Origin of the sequence: Parabacteroides sp. PF5-6 (assembly GCF_029504695.1) — a bacterium.
Taxonomy (GTDB): Bacteria; Bacteroidota; Bacteroidia; order Bacteroidales; family Tannerellaceae; genus QVMG01.
In genome coordinates this window covers 12856-35066 of sequence record NZ_JAQFIN010000018.1, presented here as the reverse complement: position 1 = coordinate 35066, position 22211 = coordinate 12856, and the positions used below count along the sequence as shown (strand labels likewise).

Here is a 22211-nt window from a genome sequence, read left to right as displayed (position 1 = left end):
CCCCTTAAGCCCCTTAGGCCTTTTAGCTTCCTTAAGCCCCTTATTTCTCAATCCTTATCCGCGCATCCACCGCAAACAGTCCGCGGTCGGTTGAGATCAACGGATTGATATCCATCTCTTTGATCTCCGTGGCGAAGCGCAGCATCAATGACAACCGCACGATAATATCGGCATATTGTTGCTGGTCGATGCCTTTCTGTCCGCGTGTGCCCTGAATGATCTTATAGCCGCGTAAGGCTTGGATCATCGAAGTGGACTCTTCGTAGGAGAGAGGCGCCAGACCGTAGGATACGTCTTTCAATACCTCCACAAAGATACCGCCCAAGCCGCATAAGACCACATGTCCGAAGCGCTCTTCGTATTTCGCGCCCAGGAACAATTCCTGTCCGCTCAACATCGGCTGCACCAGGATGCCGGTTACTTCCGGCAGTTTCATCATGCGCTCGATCTCCAACAACAGATGGTCTTCCGTGCGGATATTCAAGGCTACCCCGCCGATATCACTCTTATGTACCGGTCCGACCACTTTGGCCACCACCGGATAACCCACCCGTTTGGCAAAGGCCAAGAGTTCTTTTTTGTCGGCCGAGGTGATCTCTTCCGCCATCGGAATCTGGGCAGCGCCCAACAGGATCCGTACGTTCTCCGGACTCAGGTAGCCGCTACTGGGCAGTTCGTCGATGATGCGCCGGATCTTGGGCACGTCTACATTATATAATTGTATATCGGTCGATGCCGGTTTGGGTGTGTTGATGATGCGTGAAAGTGCCGCTCCCAGGGTTACCTCGTCCGAGAAGTTGACATGGCCTTTCTTAACGAACGCTTTGGTTTCCGGCCCTGCCGTAACGATCGACGGCAATACGGGGAAGATCGGTTTCTGGCATTCTTCCATCTTTTTATGCAGTGTCTCGTAGGCATCGTACACCTGTACCAGTCCCGGATTACCGAAGATCACCATCATCAGGTCGATATTGTCGAATTTGTTCTCGCAGTAATCGATCGCTGTCGCCAGGTGCTCGGGTGTTCCCGTACCCACAATATCGATCGGGTTGCCCACGGCGGCGCCCGGGATCAGTTTCGATTTCAATTCGGCAGCCAACGGACCTTCCAATGCCGGTACGTTCAGGTTACCTTTCGACAGGGCGTCGGCAAGCATCACCGCCGGTCCGCCGGCATGGGTGATGATGGCGCAGTTTTTGCCTTTCACCTCTTTGAGGGTGAAGATACTGGCTACGGTCGTCAATTCCTCGCGGCTGAAGCAGCGCACGATACCCGCTTTGCGGAACAAAGCTTCCACAGCAGAGTCCGAGCTGGCGATGGCTCCCGTATGTGAGGAAGCGGCACGCTGTCCCGAATCGGTACTGCCCGATTTGATCGCGGCGATCTTACAGCCTTTCTTGATCAGGGAAGAAGCGTGGAACAGGAGTTTGTCCGGATCTTTGATCTGTTCGATATACAACATCTTGATGCGTGAGTCGAATACCGGATCGAAGTTGCGGTCCATGTGTTCCAATACATCCTCTACGCCGATTTGTTTCGAGTTGCCGACTGTCCAAACGGAAGAAAAGCGCAATCCCTTGGTCAACGCCGACTCCATGATAAAGAGTGCCGTCCCTCCGGAGCTGGAGATGAAATCGACCCCTTCGGGATGAAATTCCGGTACCGGACGGGTGAATACCCCGTGGTAGTTCGTGTTCATCACCCCGATACAGTTCGGCCCGATCAATGAGGCACCGGCATTGTTTACCGTCTCTAAGATCTTGTTTTCCAATACTGCCCCTTCTTTAGTCTCTTCGCCGAAGCCGGCAGAGACGAGAATGAACGCTTTGACATTTTTCTTATTCGCCAGAATATCAATTACCTCCGGACAGGCAGCGGCAGGGATGGCGATGATGGCCAAATCGGCTTCGGGCACGTCGTTGACGCTGGCGTACGATTTAATACCTTGTACATCAGATTCTTTAGCGTTTACCGCGTAAAGCGTTCCTTTGTATTTCCCATCCAATAGGTTTCGCATCAGGCGGCCGCCCGGTTTGTGTACGTTGTTCGAAGCACCAACTACGATGATGCTTTGCGGGTTGATTAATCCTTGATTGATCATAACATAATGTTTGTTTAGATGTGTTTTTCTGAAACAAATATAAGATTTAAATCCTAAATATACGCATTTCTGGTGTAATTTATTTACACTTTGATTATTCTGACCTTCAGCCTCCCTGATGGATTGTCACGAAAAGGAATCCTTTAAAAAGACATTGTTATTTCAAGCTGCCTTCCTGTTTTATCTTCTTATTTTAAGGCTGAAAACGTTGATAATTTAACAAAATGAGCGTGCCCGATTTTTCCCTCCGCAACCCTCTTTTTCAAACCAGTATTTTGTGCACAAACTACTAATATTTTGTCGATAAACTACCGGTATTTTGTGCACAAACTACCGGTAGTTTCGGAAGGGGATATTAATGTTTCATTTTCAGGGAATTAGAAATCTGCTATAAATCGTTATTTCGTAGGCCGTTGGCCTTATGGAAAAAAAGAAGGGATGATCCGAAAAAAGGAGCCGCAATAGCCCCTCTATAAAAAAATTAAAGGCTGTCTCCCGACAACCCCTAACCAACTTTGTTAACCTTAAATCTAATACTATTATGAAAAAACCACGATGCAAAGATAAGGGTTGTTGAATACGTGGGCTAACTATTTGTATTAAATAATGTTGAGTAATGATTAATAAACCATAAGAATGGAATGGAGTGGAATGAAAATGCTTTCGATATTTATGTTTGAAATTGTGGAATTGTAAGTGAAAAGGCTATTTTACGAATAAAGATAAAGGATTTTGGGTGAATGGATGAGAAAAAGTAGTTACTTTGTGCCCGAATAGAAGGATTTGTAAAACGACTAAATATTGGAATGGAATGATGTGGAATGAGATGATCGAAACGATGAGTCGCGCAGATATGCATAAATTGCAGAGTCACAGACTGAAACGCGTGGTTGAACATGCGTATCATAACTCGACTTTTTATCGCCGGAAGATGCAAGAAATGGATATTACTCCGGATGATATTCAATCGATTGATGATATTGTTAAATTACCTTTTACTGTCAAGCAGGACCTTCGCGATAATTATCCTTTCGGGCTGATGGCTTCTCCGATGTCGGAGATCGTACGCTTGCATGCCTCTTCGGGCACGACCGGCAAACCGATCGTTGTGGGCTACACCCGCAAAGACCTGTCGATGTGGTCGGAAGTGGTTGCCCGCTGCCTCTGTGCTTACGGTGCCACGAAAAATGATATCGCCCAGATCTCTTACGGCTATGGCCTGTTTACCGGCGGCTTGGGTGCCCATTCGGGCATGGAAGCCTTGGGCGGTACGGTGATCCCGATCAGTAGCGGGAATACGGAGAAGCAGATCCAGCTGATGCACGACTTCGGGGCGAATATCCTGTGCTGCACACCGTCGTACGCCCTGTATCTGGCGGAAACGATCCATGCGTCGGATATCCCCTTGGAAGAGTTCAAGCTGCGGATCGGCGTTTTTGGCGCCGAGCCCTGGACGGAGAATATGCGCAAGGAGCTGGAAGAAAAACTGAATATAAAAGCTTATGATATATATGGTCTGACAGAGATTTGCGGTCCGGGAGTAGGGGGCGAGTGCGAATGTCAGAACGGTACCCACCTGTGGGAAGACCATTTCTTTCCGGAGATTGTAGATCCGGTCACGCTGCAACCGGTCGCACCGGGCGAGCAGGGGGAATTGGTGTTCACGACCCTGACCAAAGAGGGTATGCCGATGTTGCGCTACCGGACACGCGATTTGACTTCGTTGAATTACGAAAAGTGCGCCTGCGGGCGGACGACCGTGCGCATGGGTCGTATTCTGGGCCGTAGCGACGATATGCTGATCATCCGCGGTGTGAATGTGTTCCCGTCGCAGGTCGAGTCGGTGATTCTGGAATTGCCCGAGTTCGAGCCGCATTATTTTATTGTGGTCGATCGGGTGAACAATACGGATACCTTCCAGGTGCAGGTCGAACTGCGTCCGGAATTCTATTCGGATGGAATGAATAAAATGCTGGCGTTGAAGAAAAAGATTGCCGCCCGGATGCAGAGTGTGATCGGCATCCAGCCGGATATCAAGATCGTCGAGCCCCGCAGCATCGAGCGCAGCATGGGGAAAGCCAAGCATGTTCAGGATAATAGGAAACTGTATTAATAATTAAGAAGATATGATAGCAAAACAATTATCAATTTTTCTGGAGAATAAAAAAGGGCGCTTTACGGAAGTGGCCCGGATATTGGGGGATGCCGGTATCAATATGACGGCGTTTACGGTGTCGGAGAATTCGGATTTCGGGATCCTTCGCCTGATCGTGTCGGATACGGAAGAGGCGATCCGGGTGTTGCGCGATAAATTGTATGGCGTCAGCGTGACGGATGTGGTCTGTCTGCGTTGTCCCAATGTGGCGGGATCGTTGGCCAAAGCGATGGAGATAATCACGGCGAATGGTATTTTTGTGGAATATATGTATGCTTTTTCGGAAGGAGAAACGGCCAATGTAGTGATCCGTCCGGACAATCTGGAGAAGTGTATCCAGGTGTTGCAGGACAATAAGGTGGAATTGTTAGGCGCCAGCGATCTCTACAAGTTGTAAATATTTTAACGTTTAGTGTTTCGTTTATTGCCGGGATTACACTAACTTTGCCGGCTAAAAGTATCCGAATGAAGAAGAGTCTGTTTTTTTTGATGATGATGACCGTGTTGTTTTCCTCGTGCGGAGAATATAACCGGGTGTTGAAGAGTACGGATTACGAATATAAGTATTCGTATGCGAAAAAGTATTTTAACGCAAAGCAATACTCTAAATCAGCCACTTTGCTGGAAGAGTTGTACCCGATTTTCCGGGGATCGGCTTATGCGGAAGAATCTCTTTATCTATTGGCGCAAAGTTATTACGGCCAGAAGGATTACCAGACGGCCGCCCAATATTTCGAAACGTATTACACGACTTACCAGAAAGGGGAGTACACCGAATTGGCTCGTTTCTATTCCGGATACGGCTTGTACCTGGATTCGCCGGATCCCCGTTTAGACCAGGCACAGACCTATAAAGCGATCGAGCAATTGCAGATTTATATGGAATATTATCCGCAAAGCGAACGGGCTGCCGAAGCGCAGAATATCCTGTTCGAATTGCAGGAGAAGCTGGCCTATAAAGAATTGCGGGTAACGGAATTGTATTACAACCTGGGGACCTATATGGGAAATAACTACCTGTCCAGTATCATTACGGCACAGAATGCGTTGAAAAACTATCCGTATAGCAAATACCGGGAAGAGTTTATGTATTATGTGATCCGTTCCAAGTACGAGCAGGCACTGATCAGTATCGAAGAAAGACTGCAGGGCCGCTACCGGGATGTGGTAGATGAATATTATAATTATGTAAATGAATATCCCGAAGGGAAATATCTCCGCCAGGTGCAACGCTATTACGACTACGCCAGCAAGCGGATTACAGATACTTATTGATGAAATTTAATTAACAAGAATAAGAATATGGATTACAGAAAATCAAATGCTCCTGCCAATACGGTGACCCGTGACATGATTCAGCTGTCGGCTGATACGGGTAACATTTACGAAACGGTAAAGATCATTTCGAAGCGTGCCAACCAGATCAGTGTGGAAATGAAAGGCGACCTGGAAAAGAAATTACAGGAATTTGCTTCTTACAATGATAACCTGGAGGAGGTTTTTGAAAACAGGGAACAGATTGAAATCTCACGTTATTACGAAAAACTTCCCAAGTCAACGCTGATCGCAACCCAGGAATACCTGGAAGGAAAGGTTTACTTCAAGAACCCGGCGAAAGAAAAAAATAACTTCTAATTTAGTTGAAAGTTGAAAGTTGAAAGTTGAAAACGGAGGAGTATTCTCTTTCATTTTCAACTTTCAATTTTCAACTTTCAACTTTCAACTGATAAAGTAATGTTACAAAGAATACAAACCGTATATCTTCTGATTATAGTAGCCCTGTTTGTGGCTACTCTTTTTATGCCTTTGGCTGTATTGCAGTCCGGCGTCGAGTTATTTCGTTTTGATGCCACGGGGCTGACTGCCATGACGGGCGAGATGCAACTGATCTACCCTACCTGGGGGCTGTTCGGATTGGTGGCGATCATTTCCCTGGTGGCGTTTGTGACTATTTTCCTGTTTCGGAACCGGATGTTGCAAATCCGCTTCTGTATTTTTAATATGCTGTTGATGATCGGCTTCTACGGATTGTTTATCTTCTTTATATACAACCTGAAAGGCGATATGGAAAACGCCTCCCTGAGTGTGAAGTTCGCGCTCTCTTTCCCTTTTGTCGGCATGATCCTGAATTATCTGGCTATCCGTAATATCGGGGCAGATGAGGCATTGGTGCGCTCATTGAACCGGCTGCGGTAAAACCGTGCAGCATTTCACTGTTTCTTCGCATCTATTTATAATAAATGTTTTTGTGTACGCGCCCTAACGTTAAAAAAGATATATATAGGTCGGACCTATTGTTATTTCATTATATTTGTGAATAGGATGAACAGATCTATATTTAGTGCGTACAAGGCATTAAACCAATTTATCGGAACGAAGTCTAAGAAAAAACAGATAGTATATATATTTTAAAAGAGGAGAAACAGGTTATGAAACGAATGAAATTAACATCTATGCTTTTGATGCTCCTTGTTGCATTCAGCAGCTCGGCGCAGGAGTTCTTCGATGATGTATATTTCTCTTCCGGAAAAAACAAAAAGAGTACTGCGGTAGAAGAGAAAAAAGTGATACAACCCAAAGAAGAAGTGGTCTATGTGGCTGCTGCCGGCAGCACTACTTCCCGGACTGCAAGTGCCGACCGGGATATCGATGAATACAACCGTCGTTATAGTGGAGCAGAGGCAGAAGAAACCTATTATGAAGACGGTGATTATTATCCCGAAGACACAGAGGTGGTCACAAAGGCTGAACGCCGTTCGGACATGGAATATTCCGAACGTATCATCCGCTATCATTCCCCCAGTAAGATATCCATTGTCGGAGCAGATCAGGTTGATCTCTATCTGAGCGACGGCTATTACGGGTACGGATATGATACGGACTATTCGGACGGAGGAGCCAACGTAAGCTTCAATATCAATATTGGTAACAGCTGGGGAGGCTGGGGATATAATTCCTGGTACGATCCCTGGCATTACGGCGGTTGGGGATATAACCCCTGGTGGCACACTTCCTGGCATTATAATCCCTACTGGAGTTACGGCTGGGGCTTCGGCTGGGGCTGGGGCGGATTCTACGCCGGCTACTACCCGCATTATTACGGCGGATGGGGTGGATACTACGGTGGATACTGGGGACATCATCATCATCACGACTATTATTCATCAGGCTATTATGGCGGAGGACGTCATTATGCCAACGGACGCTCTTCCTCTTTGCGGGGGAGACATAATTCAGGCACAACGACAAATGCGAATGTCGCAAACAATAACGGACGCTCTTCAGCTTCCTCGTTGAGAAGCGGAACGACGACAAGCGGATCCCGCGGCAGCAGTGTGGGCACGACCTCTACGGAGCGTATGTCACGCCGGGACGCTGCGGTGAATTCCGGAGCCGGTTCCCGCTCAACCACCCGCCAGAGTGGGGTAACCACCCGCCAGAGCACTACGAATGCAAGCCGTCAGAGTACATCAACCGTTGGAACACGTGAAGCACAGTCCAGCTCATCCCGTACACGGGTAGCCGGCAGCAACAACCGTTCCAGCTCTACCCGTCAGGCGGTGACTTCCTCCTCGGGCAGAAGTTCATCGAACAGCGGAACGTACTCCGGACGTTCTTCTTCCTCTTCACAGAGTAGATCCTATAGCGCACCGGCTCAATCCAGAAGCAGTAGCTCTTCTTCCGGTTCGTATAGCTCCGGTGGCGGAGGCGGCCGTTCAAGCGGTGGAGCTTCTTCTTCCAGTGGTGGTGGCGGTGGCGGAGGCCGCTCAAGCGGTGGCGGTCGTCGCTAATGCATGGAGAGAGTGTGTGAATATGTGTGTTGGTTGATTAAATCTATAAACAATGATGAAACGATTTGGAATAATATTAGTAGCGCTGACACTTTGTGGCAGCGTTGCTTTTTCGCAAGGTATGCTGGAAGCGTATCGCTTTGGGCAAACAGACTTGCACGGGACTGCCCGTTATATGAGTATGGGTGGAGCCTTTGGCGCTTTAGGCGGAGATATCTCGGCCATGAGTAAGAACCCCGCCGGATTGGCCGTGTACCGGACATCGGAGGTGGTCACAACGATGAGCGTGACCTCTGCTCAGGCTAAAACCGATTGGCTGGGTGTCAGTATGGATAAGACGAAAACCCGGTTCAACTTCGATAATATCGCGTATGTAGGCTATTTCCCCACCGGACGCGATGAAGGCGTGATCGGATGGAATGCCGGCTTTGCTTATAATCGCGTGAAAAGCTTCCATCGAAACTATTCGATGCGTTCCGGAGGCAACCTGGATACTTCCCTGAGTGATTATATGGCCGCCCGCGCTTATGGCAATCATAAGAATGACCTGTTGGAAACGACCACTTATAATCCTTATAATTCGGTGTCGGACTGGCTTTCGGTTTTAGGTTATGAGGCCGGATTTATGGATGCTTACAGCAATGATCCGGAATCGTATTACAGCTCTTTCAACGATAGAGGACCGAATGGCCCGGGAGCACCCTATGGTATCGACGATGCGTTGTTGAATGTGTACGAGTCGGGGGCGATAGATAAATATGATCTCTCGTTCGGTTTGAATATCTCGGATATCGTATTGCTTGGCGGTACATTCTCAGTGACGGACATCAATTACGATATGAGTTCTTCTTATGATGAGCTTTTTTCGAATGATAACTATCTTTATCTGGACAATGGCTTGAGTACGGATGGTAGCGGATACAGCTTTAATGTAGGAGCGATCGTGCGACCGACGGACTTCCTGCGTTTAGGAGTGGCTTATAATTCTCCGACCTGGTATAAGATGACCGACTATTATTATGCGAATGCCGGAGCGTATCTGACCTGGAACGACAGTGAAGGGCAACATGAAAGAGACTGGGAAGGAGAGACGCCGACAAACAAACCTTATACCGATTATGAGTTCCGTTCGCCGGATAAATGGATCTTCAGTATTGCCGGTATTATCGGACAATCGGCTTTGATCAGCCTGGATTACGAGATGACCAATTACAAGAACATGAAGATGTATGATCTTTACGGTGAGGAAACACCTTATTACAGTGATGTAAATGGTGATATCAGCAATAACTTCAAAATGGGTAATACCATCCGTTTGGGTGCGGAGGTACGGGTGACGCCTCAGTTCTCCGTACGTGCCGGTGGAAGTTTTACGGATAGCCCGGTCAAAGATCCTTTTAAGAATAACGAGATCACGGTTTATACCGTAGGTACCGTTCCGCATTATACGGTGGATAAAGGTTCTTCAAGTTATACCATTGGTTTCGGTTATCGCTTTACGCCGCAGTTTTATACCGACCTGGCCTGTGTGTTGACTTCGTACAAGGAGGATGCGTATGCGTTTTCAAGTATAATAGAAAACACAGACGCTAATCAGCTGTCTTATGTTATCAAAGCTCAACCCGCCTCCTTAAAAACCAATCGTACACGGGTGGCGCTTACTTTCGGGTATAAATTCTAAATACTTTTTTTATTATCTTTGGATTCAGAATTAAATCGGAATGAAAGATGAATAGAAAACACGTATTACTCCCGGTACTCGGCTCGATCGCTCTGGGCGCCCTGGCTGCCGATCATACCAATTTTATCGTTATCTATCTGGATGATATGGGATATGGTGATTTGAGTATTACCGGGGCAACCGGTTATCAAACACCCAATATCGACCGTATGGCATCCGAAGGGATGTTCTTTACGCATTATTATTCGCCGCAGGCGGTAAGTAGTGCCTCCCGCTGCGGGTTGATGACCGGTTGTTATCCGAACCGTATCGGTTTTGCCGGGGCTATCGACCATTCTTCTACTTACGGATTAAGCAATAAAGAAGAGACGATCGGCACGGTATTGAAGAAAAAGAATTATAAAACCGCAGCCTTTGGTAAATGGCATCTGGGCTGTGTGCCGGAATATATGCCGTTGCAAAACGGTTTCGATGAGTTTTTTGGCATTCCTTATTCACATGATATGTGGCCCAACCATCCGACCACAAAGAACTATTATCCGCCACTACCGCTTTACGAAGGAGAAAAGGTGATTGAGACTATGCCGGATCATAACCTGTTTACGGCACGATTCACCGAAAGAGCAGTTCAATTCATCGAACAAAACCAAGAGAACCCCTTCTTTCTCTACCTGCCTCACCCTCTGCCCCATGTTCCTTTGGGAGTATCCGACAGGTTCAAAGGCAAGTCGGAGGAAGGTATGTACGGAGATGTGATGATGGAAATAGACTGGAGCGTTGGACAGATACTGCAAGCAGTCGATAAAGCAGGCCTTGCGGAAAACACATTAATCATCTTTACCTCCGACAACGGCCCGTGGATCAACTATGGCAACCATGCCGGAAGCACCGGTGGACTGCGCGAAGGGAAAGGCACCACCTACGAAGGAGGACAACGCGTTCCCTGCCTGATGCGCTGGAAAGGTACTATCCCCGAAGGGATTGCCTGCAATAAACTGATAGCAGGAATGGATATTCTCCCTACACTGGCAGCAATTGCCGAAGCCCCCCTGCCGGAAAAGCGGATCGATGGAGTAAGTGTTTTGCCGTTAATGATGGGAGATATGGAGGCTACACCCCGTGAGTCGTTCTATTTCTATTACCGCAAAAACAACCTCGAGGCGGTTACCAACGGCGAATGGAAGCTGGTATTTGCCCATCCGGGACGCACCTACGAGGGATTTTCACCGGGTAATGACGGACGCCCGGGCGGAGCCAACGAGAACTTCAACCATGAAGGTGGACTCTATGACCTGCGCCGTGATCCGGGAGAGCGCTACAATGTGAAGTTTGCCAACCCGACCGTTGTGAAAGAACTGGAAAAGATAGCCGAAGAGGCACGCCGGGATCTGGGTGACGACTTGACTGGAAACCCGGGAAGTAACAGACGTCTGGCTTATTAATAATCACAACATGCATAAACTAACTTTCTCCTTAGGATTAGCTATTGCTCCTTTGGCCCTTTTCGAGCAGACAGAAGCGAAAGAAGCCACTACGGAACGCCCCAATATCCTCTTCATCTTGTCTGACGATCATACCTCGCAGTCGTGGGGGATCTATGGCGGAGTCTTGGCTAACTACGTGAAGAACGAGAATATCCGTCGCCTGGCGGATGAGGGCTGTGTATTGAATAACTGCTTTTGTACCAATTCGATCTCCGTACCCAGCCGCGCGGCGATCCTGACGGGCGCTTATAGTCATGTGAACGGTGTCTATACGCTCTCGGATGCCTTGTATCCGGAGGCGGACAATATCGCCAAGCAGATGCAGGCGGGAGGTTATCAGACCGCATTGTTCGGTAAATGGCATTTGAAGAAGAAACCCGCGGGTTTCGACAACTTCTATGTCTTTCACGATCAAGGCGAATACCACGACCCTATCATGAAGAATGAAACGAACTGGGCCGACGATGATGTGCGCAAGCAAGGCGATACCATTCCCGGCTTCTCGACGGATATCGTGACGGATATGACCATCGATTGGATGCGCAACCGCGACAAAGACCGCCCTTTTATGATGCTCTGTCATTTCAAAGCGACACACGAGCCCTGGGATTTCCCCGAGCGGCTGCGACATCTCTATGATGATGTGGAGTTTCCTGAACCGGAGAACATGATGGAATTCGGTCCTGCAGCGTCGGGACGTACCTTCCCCGGCCAGCAACTGGAGAATATGGGCTGGCGTTGGGAGACGGCCTCGAAGGACCCCGATGCCTGGTGGTGCCGCTATCCTGAACTGCCCTTCTCGACGCAGGGTATGGACAGTATTGCTGCCCGGAAAGCGATCTACCAGAAGATGATCAAGGACTATCTGCGTTGTGGCGCGGCGATCGACGATAATATCGGGCGCCTGTTGGACTATCTGGATGAAGCGGGACTGCGCGAGAACACGATCGTGGTCTATGTCTCCGACCAGGGCTATTTCCTGGGCGAGCATGGCTTCTTCGATAAACGCATGATGTTGGAAGAGTCGCTGCGTATGCCTTTTGTCATCCGCTATCCGAAAGAGATCCCGGCGGGAACGCGCAATAACGATATGATTCTGAATGTGGACTTTGCCGCGATGCTGGCTGATTATGCCCAGGTCGGCCTGCCCGAACATTCGCAGGGACGTAGCTTCCGCCCGAACCTGAAAGGAGAGACGCCGGCAGACTGGCGCGAGGCCATGTATTACCGTTACTGGACACAGCATCGGATCCGCCCCGCACACCTGGGGATTCGTGATCACCGCTACAAACTGATGTTCCTCTATGGCGATAAACTCGATACGCAAGGCTCCGACGATGTAGTTACAGCTCCGACGTGGGAGTTCTACGACCTGATGGTCGACCCGTATGAAGATAAGAACCAATACGATAATCCGGCGTATGCCCGGGTGATCGGTGAGATGAAAAAACAATTGTGGCAGCTTCGCCGGGAAGTGGGGGATACGGATGCGGATTCTTCGCGGATGCGGGAGATTATGGGGGAGGGGTATTGGTGAATTGAGGAGCTTAAGGGGATTAAGGGGCTTAAGGGGTTTAAGGAGATAAAAAAAGAGAAGGCGTTGAGCCTTCTCTTTTTTTGTTGACAGGAACATCCTGTCAATGTGTTAAATCCTGATCATCCTGATTCTGATCTCAGGCAGTTGTTGTCGGTTTGAAGTATCCCAGACTGCCACAATCGAAGTTCGTGATATACGAATAGTGCTTGTTCACTTCCGATTGTCCGTAAGTGATATACACTTCAGCCGAACGACGGAACGTTTCGTCTTTATTCGCATCCTGCAACAACAGGTATCCCATCACGCAATGCGCGGCTGATTCAACCAGGCGGCGGGCATGGAAATCCAATATCTCCTGATCTTTACGGTCGGTAACGATCTGTACCAACTCTTCGTATTTGTTGGTCATTTCGATCAGTTTCTGACGCATCAGTTCCAGTTCGGGTTTGTATTCCAACGCTTCGTACTCGCGGATCTGACCGAGGTACGTACCGGTGGTGACGTGGCGGATAGCCGCTACGACCTGCAACTGTGTCGTTCCTTCGTAGATATTGGTGATACGCGCGTCGCGATAAAGGCGTTCGCAAGCGTAATCTTTCATAAAACCGGAACCCCCGTGGATCTGGATCGCGTCGTAAGCGTTCTGATTGGCATATTCCGAAGTCATTCCTTTACCCATCGGCGTGAAGGCATCGGCCAAACGGCTGAATTTCTTCTGCTCCTGACGTTCTTCCGGTTCCAGTTTACGCTCGCGGGCGATATCTTCCAACGCTTTATAGATGTCAACGAAACGGGCTGTTTCGTACAACATCGCGCGGGAAGCATCGGTCTTGGCACGCATCAATGCGACCATTTCATACACGGCGGGGAATTCGATGATCGCTTTGCCAAACTGCCGGCGTTCGGTTGCATAGCTGTAACCTTCCCGGTAAGCGGCTTCGCAAAGACCTACCGACTGCGCCATGATACCCAGACGGGCACCGTTCATCAACGCCATCACGTATTTGATCAATCCCAATTTGCGGTCGCCGCAAAGTTCGGCTTTCGCGTTCTTGTAAACCAATTCGCAAGTGGGCGATCCTTTGATACCCATCTTATTCTCGATGCGGCGCACGTTCACGCCACCGTTGCGTTTGTCGTAGATAAACATCGAAAGACCACGGCCGTCGCGGGTTCCTTCTTCGGAACGCGCCAATACCAGATGCACGTCGGCATCACCGTTGGTGATAAAACGTTTCACACCGTTCAGATACCAACAGCCGTCTTTCTCGCTATAGGTCGCTTTCAACATCACCGACTGAAGGTCGCTTCCCGCATCCGGCTCGGTCAAGTCCATCGACATTGTCTCGCCACCGCAGATACGGGGGATATAACGTTCGCGCTGGTCTTCGTTACCGAACTCATACAAGGTCTCGGCGCAGTCCTGCAATCCCCAAAGGTTCTCAAAGCCCGCATCGGCACGCGATACCATATCGGCCGCCATGATATACGGAACGATCGGGAAGTTCAAACCACCATAACGGCGCGGCATAGCCATTCCCATTAGGCCGGCTTTGCGTACGGCGTCGAGGTTTACCTGTGTGCCCGAAGCGTAGGTCACCCGTCCGTCTTTTACGGTCGGTCCTTCGTGGTCGACCCCTTCGGCATTGGGTGCAACGATCTCGTCGCAGATCTCTCCGACAATCTCCAGTACTTTTTCGTAGCTGTCCATTGCATCTTCGAAATCAAAAGGCGCGTAATCGAATTTATCTTTGTCGGTATAGTTGCGTTCCTTCAATTCTACAATCCGTTTCATTAACGGGTGATGAAGGTGGTGCTTATAACCGGGAGTGTCTAAAAAGTAATTAGCCATAACTATTTCGTATTTTTCTTGTAGTATTTAATCATTTTGGGAAGAACCTCTTCTACCGTACCGGTGATCACATAATCGGCAATCGTATTGATCGGTGCGTTCGGATCATTATTCACGGAAATGATGATCGAGCTTTCCTGCATACCTGCAATGTGCTGGATCTGTCCGGAGATACCACAGGCAATATAGAGTTTCGGACGAACGGTAACACCCGTTTGACCGATCTGACGTTCGTGTTCTGAATATCCGGCATCGACAGCGGCACGTGAAGCGCCCACTTCGCCACCGATCGTTGCTGCCAGGTCGTGCAACAGTTGGAAGTTCTCTTTCGAACCCACACCATAACCGCCGGCCACGATGATAGGCGAGCCTTTGATATTGGTTTTGCTCTTCTCCATCTGACGATCGATCACAGCGACTACAAAATCGGTATCGCTCACGTATTTATTGACCTCATGACGGATCACTTCTCCTTTATAATCGGCACTGACGATCTCTTTCTTCATCACCCCTTCGCGAACGGTAGCCATCTGCGGGCGACATTCCGGGTTGATAATCGTAGCCACGATATTCCCTCCGAAAGCCGGACGGATCTGATAAAGCAGATTCTCATATACTTTATTCTCTTTTTTCTCTTCGTGCGGGCCGATCTCGAGCGACGTACAGTCGGCCGTCAATCCGCTACCCAATGCGGAAGATACACGCGGACCCAGGTCGCGACCGATCGAGGTAGCCCCCATCAAGGCGATCTGCGGTTTTTCTTCTTCGAAAAGTTTGACCAATACCGAAGTATGCGGCAAGGATGTGTAAGGCGCCAGGCGGGCATCATCGAAAAGATGCAATGCGTCTACGCCGTATGGGAATACCTGCGCGCCGATCCCCTCCAGGTTATGACCTGCGGCTACGGCTTCGAGCTTGCATCCCAGTGTATTTGCCAAACCACGTCCTTTGGTCAATAATTCCAAACTTACATCGGCCACCTGGCCGTCTTCTATTTCACAGTATACAAATAAATTATTCATTGTATTCATAATTTATGGTAGTTAGTAGTTGGTAGTTAGTAGTTAGTCGTTGAGTGGAAATATCGCATGCGACTACTCACTACTAACTACCAACTACTCACTACTTTTTTACTAACCAATCGTGTGGTTCAAAATTAATTCTCTCATCAACGTATCGATCGCTTCGTCGGTTGGTTCCAAGGTCATGTTTTCTTTGGCCTGGAAGATAACGTTCTCGATCTTCTTTACTTTTGTCGGCGAGCCCGAAAGACCGCAGAGTTTTACATCCGCATCCACATCGGCTACGCTCCATTCCGTGAGGTTCAGATACGGACGGCTGTCGTAGAGGTTCAGATAATCCGCGTCGGCTTCCTGCTTCTCGGTTATCGTTTTCGCATGTTTGTACTGTTGTACGAACTTCGCGTTACGCGGACGGCAGTCGGGAGCCGAGCCGTTCACAGTCACCACCAAGGGCAACTTTCCTTCGACAACCTCCACACCCCGTTCCAGGCGGCGTTTGATTGTGATCTTACCCCCTTCAACTTTCTGTATCTCTTCTGCATAAGTAATCTGTGTCAGCCCCAGTTTCTCTGCCACCTGCGGCCCTACCTGAGCGGTGTCGCCGTCGATTGCCTGACGTCCACAGATGATCAGGTCGTATTCCTTGATCTGGCGGATCGCCATGGAAATAGCATACGAAGTGGCCAATGTATCAGCTCCGGCAAACGCGCGGTCGGTCAACAAATAACCGCCGTCAGCCCCGCGGTACAAACCTTCGCGGATAATTTCGGCGGCACGTCCCGGACCCATGGTCAACAGCGTGATCGTTGTGCCGGGATACGCATCTTTCAGGCGCAAGGCCTGCTCCAACGCATTGAGGTCTTCCGGATTAAAGATCGCAGGCAACGCCGCACGGTTCACCGTACCATCCGCCTTCATCGCATCTTTCCCCACATTGCGTGTGTCCGGAACCTGTTTCGCAAGTACAATAATTTTTAAACTCATATTATTCTTGTTTGTAGTAGTTCTTCAAACTCATTTAGTCGGCTGCAAAAGTAATCAAACATTCTTGAAATCAAAACACGAAAAAACATAATATGCACACTTTTAGCATTTTTGAGCATTTGTTGACTTTGAACGCTTCGCCACCTGAAAAGGCGCATTCCGGCATCAGGTATTTTTACCCCGGTCTTCACCTTTCACCCTTTATCGAGATTCCTGTATTGATCAGCATTTTGGGTGAAAGGTAAAGGCATACCTTAAAAGAACAACAGATCTTCCCGAAAAAAGGCCGTCGGCCTTTTAGAAAACCCTGCCGGCCTTTTGCAAAACTCCGGCGGCCTTTTGGAAAACCCTGCCGGCCTTTTTCGGGAAGCTTCTACCTTTCACCCAAAACGCTGATCAATACAGGGATCTCGGTAAAGGGTGAAAGCTGAAAGGGGACGCGAAATTTTTATGTGTAGGCCTTCCCAAAAAAAACATCGCACTTTGGTCGACCAAAGCGCAATGTTTTGTCGGCCAAAGTGCAATGTTTTTTCGAACAAAGTGCAATGTTTTATTCAAAAACCGAAATCACCGGGCGGCCGGTCCAGACCTGCGGTTGTTCGACGCCCAATAGATAAGCGATGGTGGAGGCGATATCGTAGATCATGGTGCTTTCTTCGATGGTATGGCCTTGTTTGATGCCTTTGCCCCAGAAGATCAGGGGGCGCTCCATCTCTTTCATCGTTTTGCCGCCATGGCCTTTGTCGATGCCGCCGTGGTCGGAGGTGACGATAAAGACGGTCTCATCCAGGATGCCGGCTTCTTCGGTGGCCTGAATGATCTGTGCCAGGCATTGGTCGAGGTGATTGATCTTCGCGAAGTATTCGGGCGACTCCCAGCCCTGTCCGTGTCCGGTGCCGTCGGGCTGATCGTAGATGACAGCCAGGAAGTTAGGCTTCTTCTCTTTGATATAGTTCACGGCAAAAGGCGTACAGCCGTCGGGGTTTTCCACGTTCATGGCAGCCTGCTGCACATAGTCCATCGCCAGGGTATCGACCAGAAATTTGATACCGATCCACTCATAGACCAGTCCGATCTCGGCCTGCGGTGCCTGCTGGCGGTAGAGCCCGAAGATATTGGGGAAGATCTCATAGTTGCCGATCGTACGCGAAGGCAGTTCGGGCACGCGCGAGCCCCATTCGGTATAACCATGCAATTCGGGACCGGCACCCATAAACATCGACGCCCAGTTGACGGCGCTCGACGAAGGCAATACCGAACGGCTCTTCAGGTCGGTCGATCCTTCGGCCATCAGGCGGCGCACGGTAGGCATATCGGCACCGTTATTCACACTGTATGCGCTCCAACCGTCGAACCCGACGAGGATCACATGTTTGGGTAAGTTTTCGACTGGGGCGGAGTCGTTTGACGAAGAAGAAAGACAAGCCCAGAAACAACAGGCAAATAAGGCGCAGATTGCCAGATAAATCGTTTTTTTCATGTGTAATCTAATTAATAAGCTTTATCGGGGGTAAAGATACACAAAATATACAGCCTTTCAAGAACAAATCCTCACACCGGCTTGTTTCAATAGTATAGAAGCAACCATACTAAATAGTTACCATTATGATCAAAAGAGAAAAAAGCATTGAATTATTGAACAAAGCGATCGCTGGGGAAATGACTGCACTGAACCAGTACATGTATTTTCACTTCCTGTTGGAAGATATGGGTTATGATTATCTGGCGGCGTACTTCAAACGTACGGCTATCGCCGAGATGATCCACGTCGAGAAGTTTGCCGAACGTATCCTGTTCCTCAAAGGAGAGGTGGAGATGGAATATGCCAAGAAGGTAGAAAAGATCCACGATGTGAAAGAGATGCTCAAATACGCGGAAGGGTTGGAGATGCAGACGATCATCGACTACAACAACTACGCGAAGATCTGCTCCGACGAATCGGATGCGACAACAAAGAAATTATTCGAAAATATCCTGCTCGAAGAAGAAGATCATCAGGACCATTTCGATACGGAGATCGACAATATGCGCAACTTCGGCGACAAATACCTTGCGCTGCAGTCTATCGAACATAGCAAGAATGCAGCACAGAAAATTTGAAATTGCATTTCAAATTTTAGTTGAAAGTTAAAAGTTGAAAGTTGAAAGCGAACGGGCTATTGCTTGCGTCACTTTCAACTTTCATCTTTTAACTTTCAACTCTTTCAGTACTCCCTATCGCAATAGAAATCAATCATCTTAACGATCGCGCGGCTACAAGCCGGACAGAACGGGGCATAGTCGCGCATCATACAATGATCCATCGGACGGTAGATGCCTTTGGACAGGTATCCTCCTCCCTCGAATACACCCAGATCATTTTTATACTTCTCATTCAACGGCGTGGGAACCGGCAGGCCGGCAGGTAAGAGGTCTTTCCACTTCTTATCGAAGTCGACCAATGTGGTGATATTGGGCTCCCACGGCTCTTTCTCCAGGTTATAAAAATCATTATAGGCCACCTCGGACGAGAAATACTCATCGGCCAGTCCGCCAAAGCTATGCCCGAACTCATGCACGAAGACCACCGGCGTACGGGGGTTATCGGCCGTACCGATGGCATAGAAGTTGTACATTCCGCCACCGCCATAGGTATCGGTATTCACCAGGATAAAGATCGCGTCGCAGGCCACGTTCCATACCGCGTCGCGGATGGATTTCATATCCGGCGTGGTCAGGTAACGATCGACACCGAAGGTATAATACCCCGAGTTCAACGCCGTATTGCGGAAAATCCCCTTGCCGGAGATATCCGTTCCTTTTTCTTCAGAGACCAGGCTGACCGACCAGACATTGAAATCGTCGCGATGATCGGTATAAGGGGCGGTCTGGAAAAGCAGTTCGGTAAAGCGACGGGCATCGGCCACGAACTTATCCTGCTCGTCGGCGGTATACCCTTCGGCGAGGAACACCAGGTCGACTTTCTCCGACGACTCCCCTTTGTATTGAATCTGTGTGATCTGATTATTCTTCAGACTGCCCCGGTCGATAAAGATACTTGTCGGATCGATATCCATCTTCAATAAGGGATGGAAAAGCATATCTTTCTTATCGCGGGCGGCAATTTCGAGTACGACCGTCTTTTTGGGGAAAGGGATGGAGACCGTGTTGGTCCACGACTGTACCTCGGTCTTCGCCTGATCCGTGGTCATCCATTCTTCGAACAGGGTATTGAAACTGCGGGAATAGAGCAGTTCATTCGTCGTTTTATCGTACACATAGACGTGGTAGCCGCCGTAATTGAACTCATCAATCAGATTCTTTCGCGGACCGGCCCAGACGGGTTCTTCGCGCAACTGCTGAATGGCAGCCGCCTGATAGGTCGCATTTCCACTCAAGGCAAAATCAACGCGCAAACTCTTCCGCTCGAAATGCGTATCAAAGGTATCTTGCGCACAGACGCCCACGGCAAGAAGGCACGCGAGCCATACTAAGGACAGTTTATTCTTCATGTTTTCGTTTATAGATATTTGTTTAAGTGTATGGGTGCAAATATAAACATTTTCAAAGCGCTACAGAGAAAAATCAGCATTATGTTCAAGCCCGCCGGATAAAAACAGCGGACGAACGAATGCTGTCCTTGGAATAGATTCATTCTTTTTCCAATCAAATTATGTCATATTGTAAATTTATTTCTTCAAAGGCGAACAATCTAAAACTATAATTGTTTTCTTTGTTACAAGTGTAACCTCAATCCCTACCCAAATGGATACTATTAGACTCAAAAACCAATTATTGGAAGACTCTTTTATCTATTATCCGATAGGCATAGCTTTGTATAATAAGAATGGTGAAATTATCGATGTCAACCGGGCTATTTATACGAAATATGGGATTAATGATAAAGCGGATTTCTTAATTAATAATCTTTTCACAACGTCTCTGCTCAGTGATCTGCAGAAAGATCATTTGCGCCATGGCAGTATGGTTAAAGATATGTCGGTCATTTCATTTTCCGTTGTTCCTGCATTGGAAAAAAATGGAAACATAATGGGGTACACCCTTTTACTGACCGACTCTCCCATATCCGATATTGCTATCCGCCATGAACGGTTGAGTCGGGATCTACTGGATCTTTCGGAGAAGATTACCGAATCCATCCCCGACACGATTCTTTTGGTCAATAAACATTTGATAGTAGAACGCATCATTGCCGTTGCCTCGGAGACCCGGATCACTCCGGCTACGATCAATGGCAAATTATATGATATTCCGGGATATCTCTTTTCGGAGGAGATTATAGCCCGGTTCAAAGAGACGGCGCATACCTGCCTGGAAGAAGAGCGGGTAATGCTTATGGACCTCTCTCTGCCGCGAACAAACAGCCAATCGTTGACCCACCTTAAAATCCGTGCCGTCCCCATGCAAAGAAAACATATCGTCGTATACATCCGGAATATAACAGACATCATTGAGAAAGAGAAAGAAAATCAACAACTCTCTGAACGCTTATCCGAAAGCCGGATGATGATGGAGCTGGCGTTACAAAACAGTAAAATAGCGACTTACTCTTTCAATTTTGATCTGTTCAACCAATGTGACCGGGTCAATTGCCAACGTTGTTTCCAGTTTCATGGCGCAGCCAACGAGTTATTATTAAAGAATAAATACATCTGCCGGGCACTGACAACCCTGCGCCATCCGGACGACCGGAACGATTTCTTTTTCCTTTTCAAAGAGATGCGCGACCACAAACTGAAAGAGGAGAAAGTGGTTTTCCGGATGAAAAACGACGATGGCATATACCGCAGTTATGAAGTGACCGGCAAGACACAGGAATATGATGAGGAAGGATTCCCACGGTTGATTATCGGCTTGATCATTGACGATCAGGAACGCCTGGAATACGAAGCTTCATTGATCGAAGCCAAAGAAAAGGCGGAAACAGCCGATCAGCTGAAGTCGACGTTCTTAGCCAATATGACTCACGAGATCCGCTCGCCGCTCCATGCGATCGTGGGGTTCACCGATCTGTTGAACACCGAAGAGGATCAGGAGGTAAGGGAGGAGTACATGAACCTTATAAAAATGAATAATGATCTATTGGTGCGCCTGATCAATGACATTCTGGATATCTCGAAGATCGAGGCGGATATGATGACTTTCTCGTATATGAGTGTCAATGTGCCGCTGTTTATGAAAGATATATACGGGACATTGCGGTTGCGGATGCCCGACAACGTCATGCTGATCCTGGAGCCTTGCCCGGATATCGTACTGTTGACCGACCGGAGCCGGTTGTCGCAGATCCTGATCAACCTGATCACCAATGCGATCAAGCATACGGCAGAAGGCAGTATCCGTTTTGGTTATCAACTGATCGGTACGGATATTGAATTCTTTGTCTCCGATACCGGTGCCGGCATCCCGGAAGAGAAACTGGATCAGATCTTCTCCCGCTTCGTGCAATTGAAAGGAGCCAAGCAGGGGATTGGCTTGGGGCTTGCGATCTGTAAAGGATTGGTCACCAAACTGGGGGGAGAGATCTCGGCGACCTCCAAAGTCGGCGAAGGCTCGACCTTCCGTTTTAAACTGCCGTTGTATCGCGATCCCAAAGCAATGTAA

General features: G+C 48.5%; 17 protein-coding genes. 11 read left to right on the top strand and 6 right to left on the bottom strand.

Features of this window, described 5'->3' with window-relative positions; genetic code table 11:
• Window positions 1-40: 40 nt before the first annotated feature.
• A complete protein-coding gene (locus tag M2133_RS14905) occupies window positions 41-2101 on the bottom strand; it encodes an acetate--CoA ligase (protein WP_277466995.1) in 2061 nt (686 codons plus the stop codon).
• An 811-nt stretch (window positions 2102-2912) separates the two neighbouring features.
• On the opposite strand from M2133_RS14905, the gene M2133_RS14900 reads away from it, so the two are divergent.
• The 9 genes from M2133_RS14900 (at window position 2913) to M2133_RS14860 (ending at window position 12749) form a co-directional block, all read left to right on the top strand.
• Window positions 2913-4214, top strand: a complete 1302-nt coding sequence (locus M2133_RS14900; protein WP_277466994.1) for a phenylacetate--CoA ligase — start codon at window positions 2913-2915, stop codon at window positions 4212-4214.
• Between the two features lie 13 nt (window positions 4215-4227).
• On the top strand, window positions 4228-4653 hold the full coding sequence (locus tag M2133_RS14895; RefSeq protein ID WP_277466993.1) for an amino acid-binding protein: 426 nt from the start codon (window positions 4228-4230) through the stop codon (window positions 4651-4653).
• Between the two features lie 68 nt (window positions 4654-4721).
• Window positions 4722-5531 carry an outer membrane protein assembly factor BamD gene (bamD, locus tag M2133_RS14890; protein ID WP_277466992.1) on the top strand — a complete coding sequence of 270 codons (810 nt, stop codon included), beginning with the start codon at window positions 4722-4724 and terminating at the stop codon, window positions 5529-5531.
• A 27-nt stretch (window positions 5532-5558) separates the two neighbouring features.
• A complete protein-coding gene (locus tag M2133_RS14885; protein WP_277466991.1) occupies window positions 5559-5891 on the top strand; it encodes a DNA-directed RNA polymerase subunit omega in 333 nt (110 codons plus the stop codon).
• A gap of 99 nt (window positions 5892-5990) precedes the next feature.
• Window positions 5991-6452, top strand: coding sequence for a DUF4293 domain-containing protein (locus M2133_RS14880; RefSeq protein WP_277466990.1), 462 nt, complete (start codon window positions 5991-5993; stop codon window positions 6450-6452).
• 233 nt (window positions 6453-6685) lie between these two features.
• Complete coding sequence (locus M2133_RS14875) at window positions 6686-8047, top strand: hypothetical protein (protein WP_277466989.1); 1362 nt, start codon at window positions 6686-6688, stop codon at window positions 8045-8047.
• A 55-nt stretch (window positions 8048-8102) separates the two neighbouring features.
• Window positions 8103-9728: an outer membrane protein transport protein gene (locus M2133_RS14870; protein ID WP_277467020.1), complete on the top strand. Its 1626-nt coding sequence runs from the start codon at window positions 8103-8105 to the stop codon at window positions 9726-9728.
• 47 nt (window positions 9729-9775) lie between these two features.
• Complete coding sequence (locus M2133_RS14865; RefSeq protein ID WP_277466988.1) at window positions 9776-11170, top strand: sulfatase; 1395 nt, start codon at window positions 9776-9778, stop codon at window positions 11168-11170.
• Window positions 11171-11180: 10 nt separating this feature from the next.
• Complete coding sequence (locus tag M2133_RS14860) at window positions 11181-12749, top strand: sulfatase (RefSeq protein ID WP_277466987.1); 1569 nt, start codon at window positions 11181-11183, stop codon at window positions 12747-12749.
• 136 nt (window positions 12750-12885) lie between these two features.
• Here the strand turns inward: M2133_RS14860 and M2133_RS14855 are convergent, their stop codons facing one another.
• The 4 genes from M2133_RS14855 to M2133_RS14840 all read right to left on the bottom strand — a co-directional run bounded on the left by M2133_RS14855 (window position 12886) and on the right by M2133_RS14840 (window position 18087).
• Entirely contained in the window at window positions 12886-14601 is a 1716-nt protein-coding gene (locus M2133_RS14855; RefSeq protein ID WP_277466986.1) for an acyl-CoA dehydrogenase family protein, read from the bottom strand.
• A gap of 2 nt (window positions 14602-14603) precedes the next feature.
• On the bottom strand, window positions 14604-15623 hold the full coding sequence (locus M2133_RS14850; RefSeq protein ID WP_277466985.1) for an electron transfer flavoprotein subunit alpha/FixB family protein: 1020 nt from the start codon (window positions 15621-15623) through the stop codon (window positions 14604-14606).
• A gap of 111 nt (window positions 15624-15734) precedes the next feature.
• The gene (locus M2133_RS14845) at window positions 15735-16607 is read right to left on the bottom strand and encodes an electron transfer flavoprotein subunit beta/FixA family protein (protein WP_277466984.1); all 873 of its coding nucleotides are present in this window, start codon (window positions 16605-16607) and stop codon (window positions 15735-15737) included.
• Window positions 16608-17157: 550 nt separating this feature from the next.
• Entirely contained in the window at window positions 17158-18087 is a 930-nt protein-coding gene (locus M2133_RS14840; protein ID WP_277466983.1) for an alkaline phosphatase, read from the bottom strand.
• Between the two features lie 125 nt (window positions 18088-18212).
• Here M2133_RS14840 and M2133_RS14835 point away from each other — a divergent pair, with 125 nt between their 5' ends.
• On the top strand, window positions 18213-18707 hold the full coding sequence (locus M2133_RS14835; RefSeq protein ID WP_277466982.1) for a bacterioferritin: 495 nt from the start codon (window positions 18213-18215) through the stop codon (window positions 18705-18707).
• Between the two features lie 104 nt (window positions 18708-18811).
• Here the strand turns inward: M2133_RS14835 and M2133_RS14830 are convergent, their stop codons facing one another.
• Window positions 18812-20098, bottom strand: coding sequence for a M64 family metallopeptidase (locus tag M2133_RS14830; RefSeq protein ID WP_277466980.1), 1287 nt, complete (start codon window positions 20096-20098; stop codon window positions 18812-18814).
• A gap of 253 nt (window positions 20099-20351) precedes the next feature.
• Between M2133_RS14830 and M2133_RS14825 the strand changes: the two genes are divergently transcribed.
• On the top strand, window positions 20352-22211 hold the full coding sequence (locus tag M2133_RS14825) for a HAMP domain-containing sensor histidine kinase (protein ID WP_277466979.1): 1860 nt from the start codon (window positions 20352-20354) through the stop codon (window positions 22209-22211).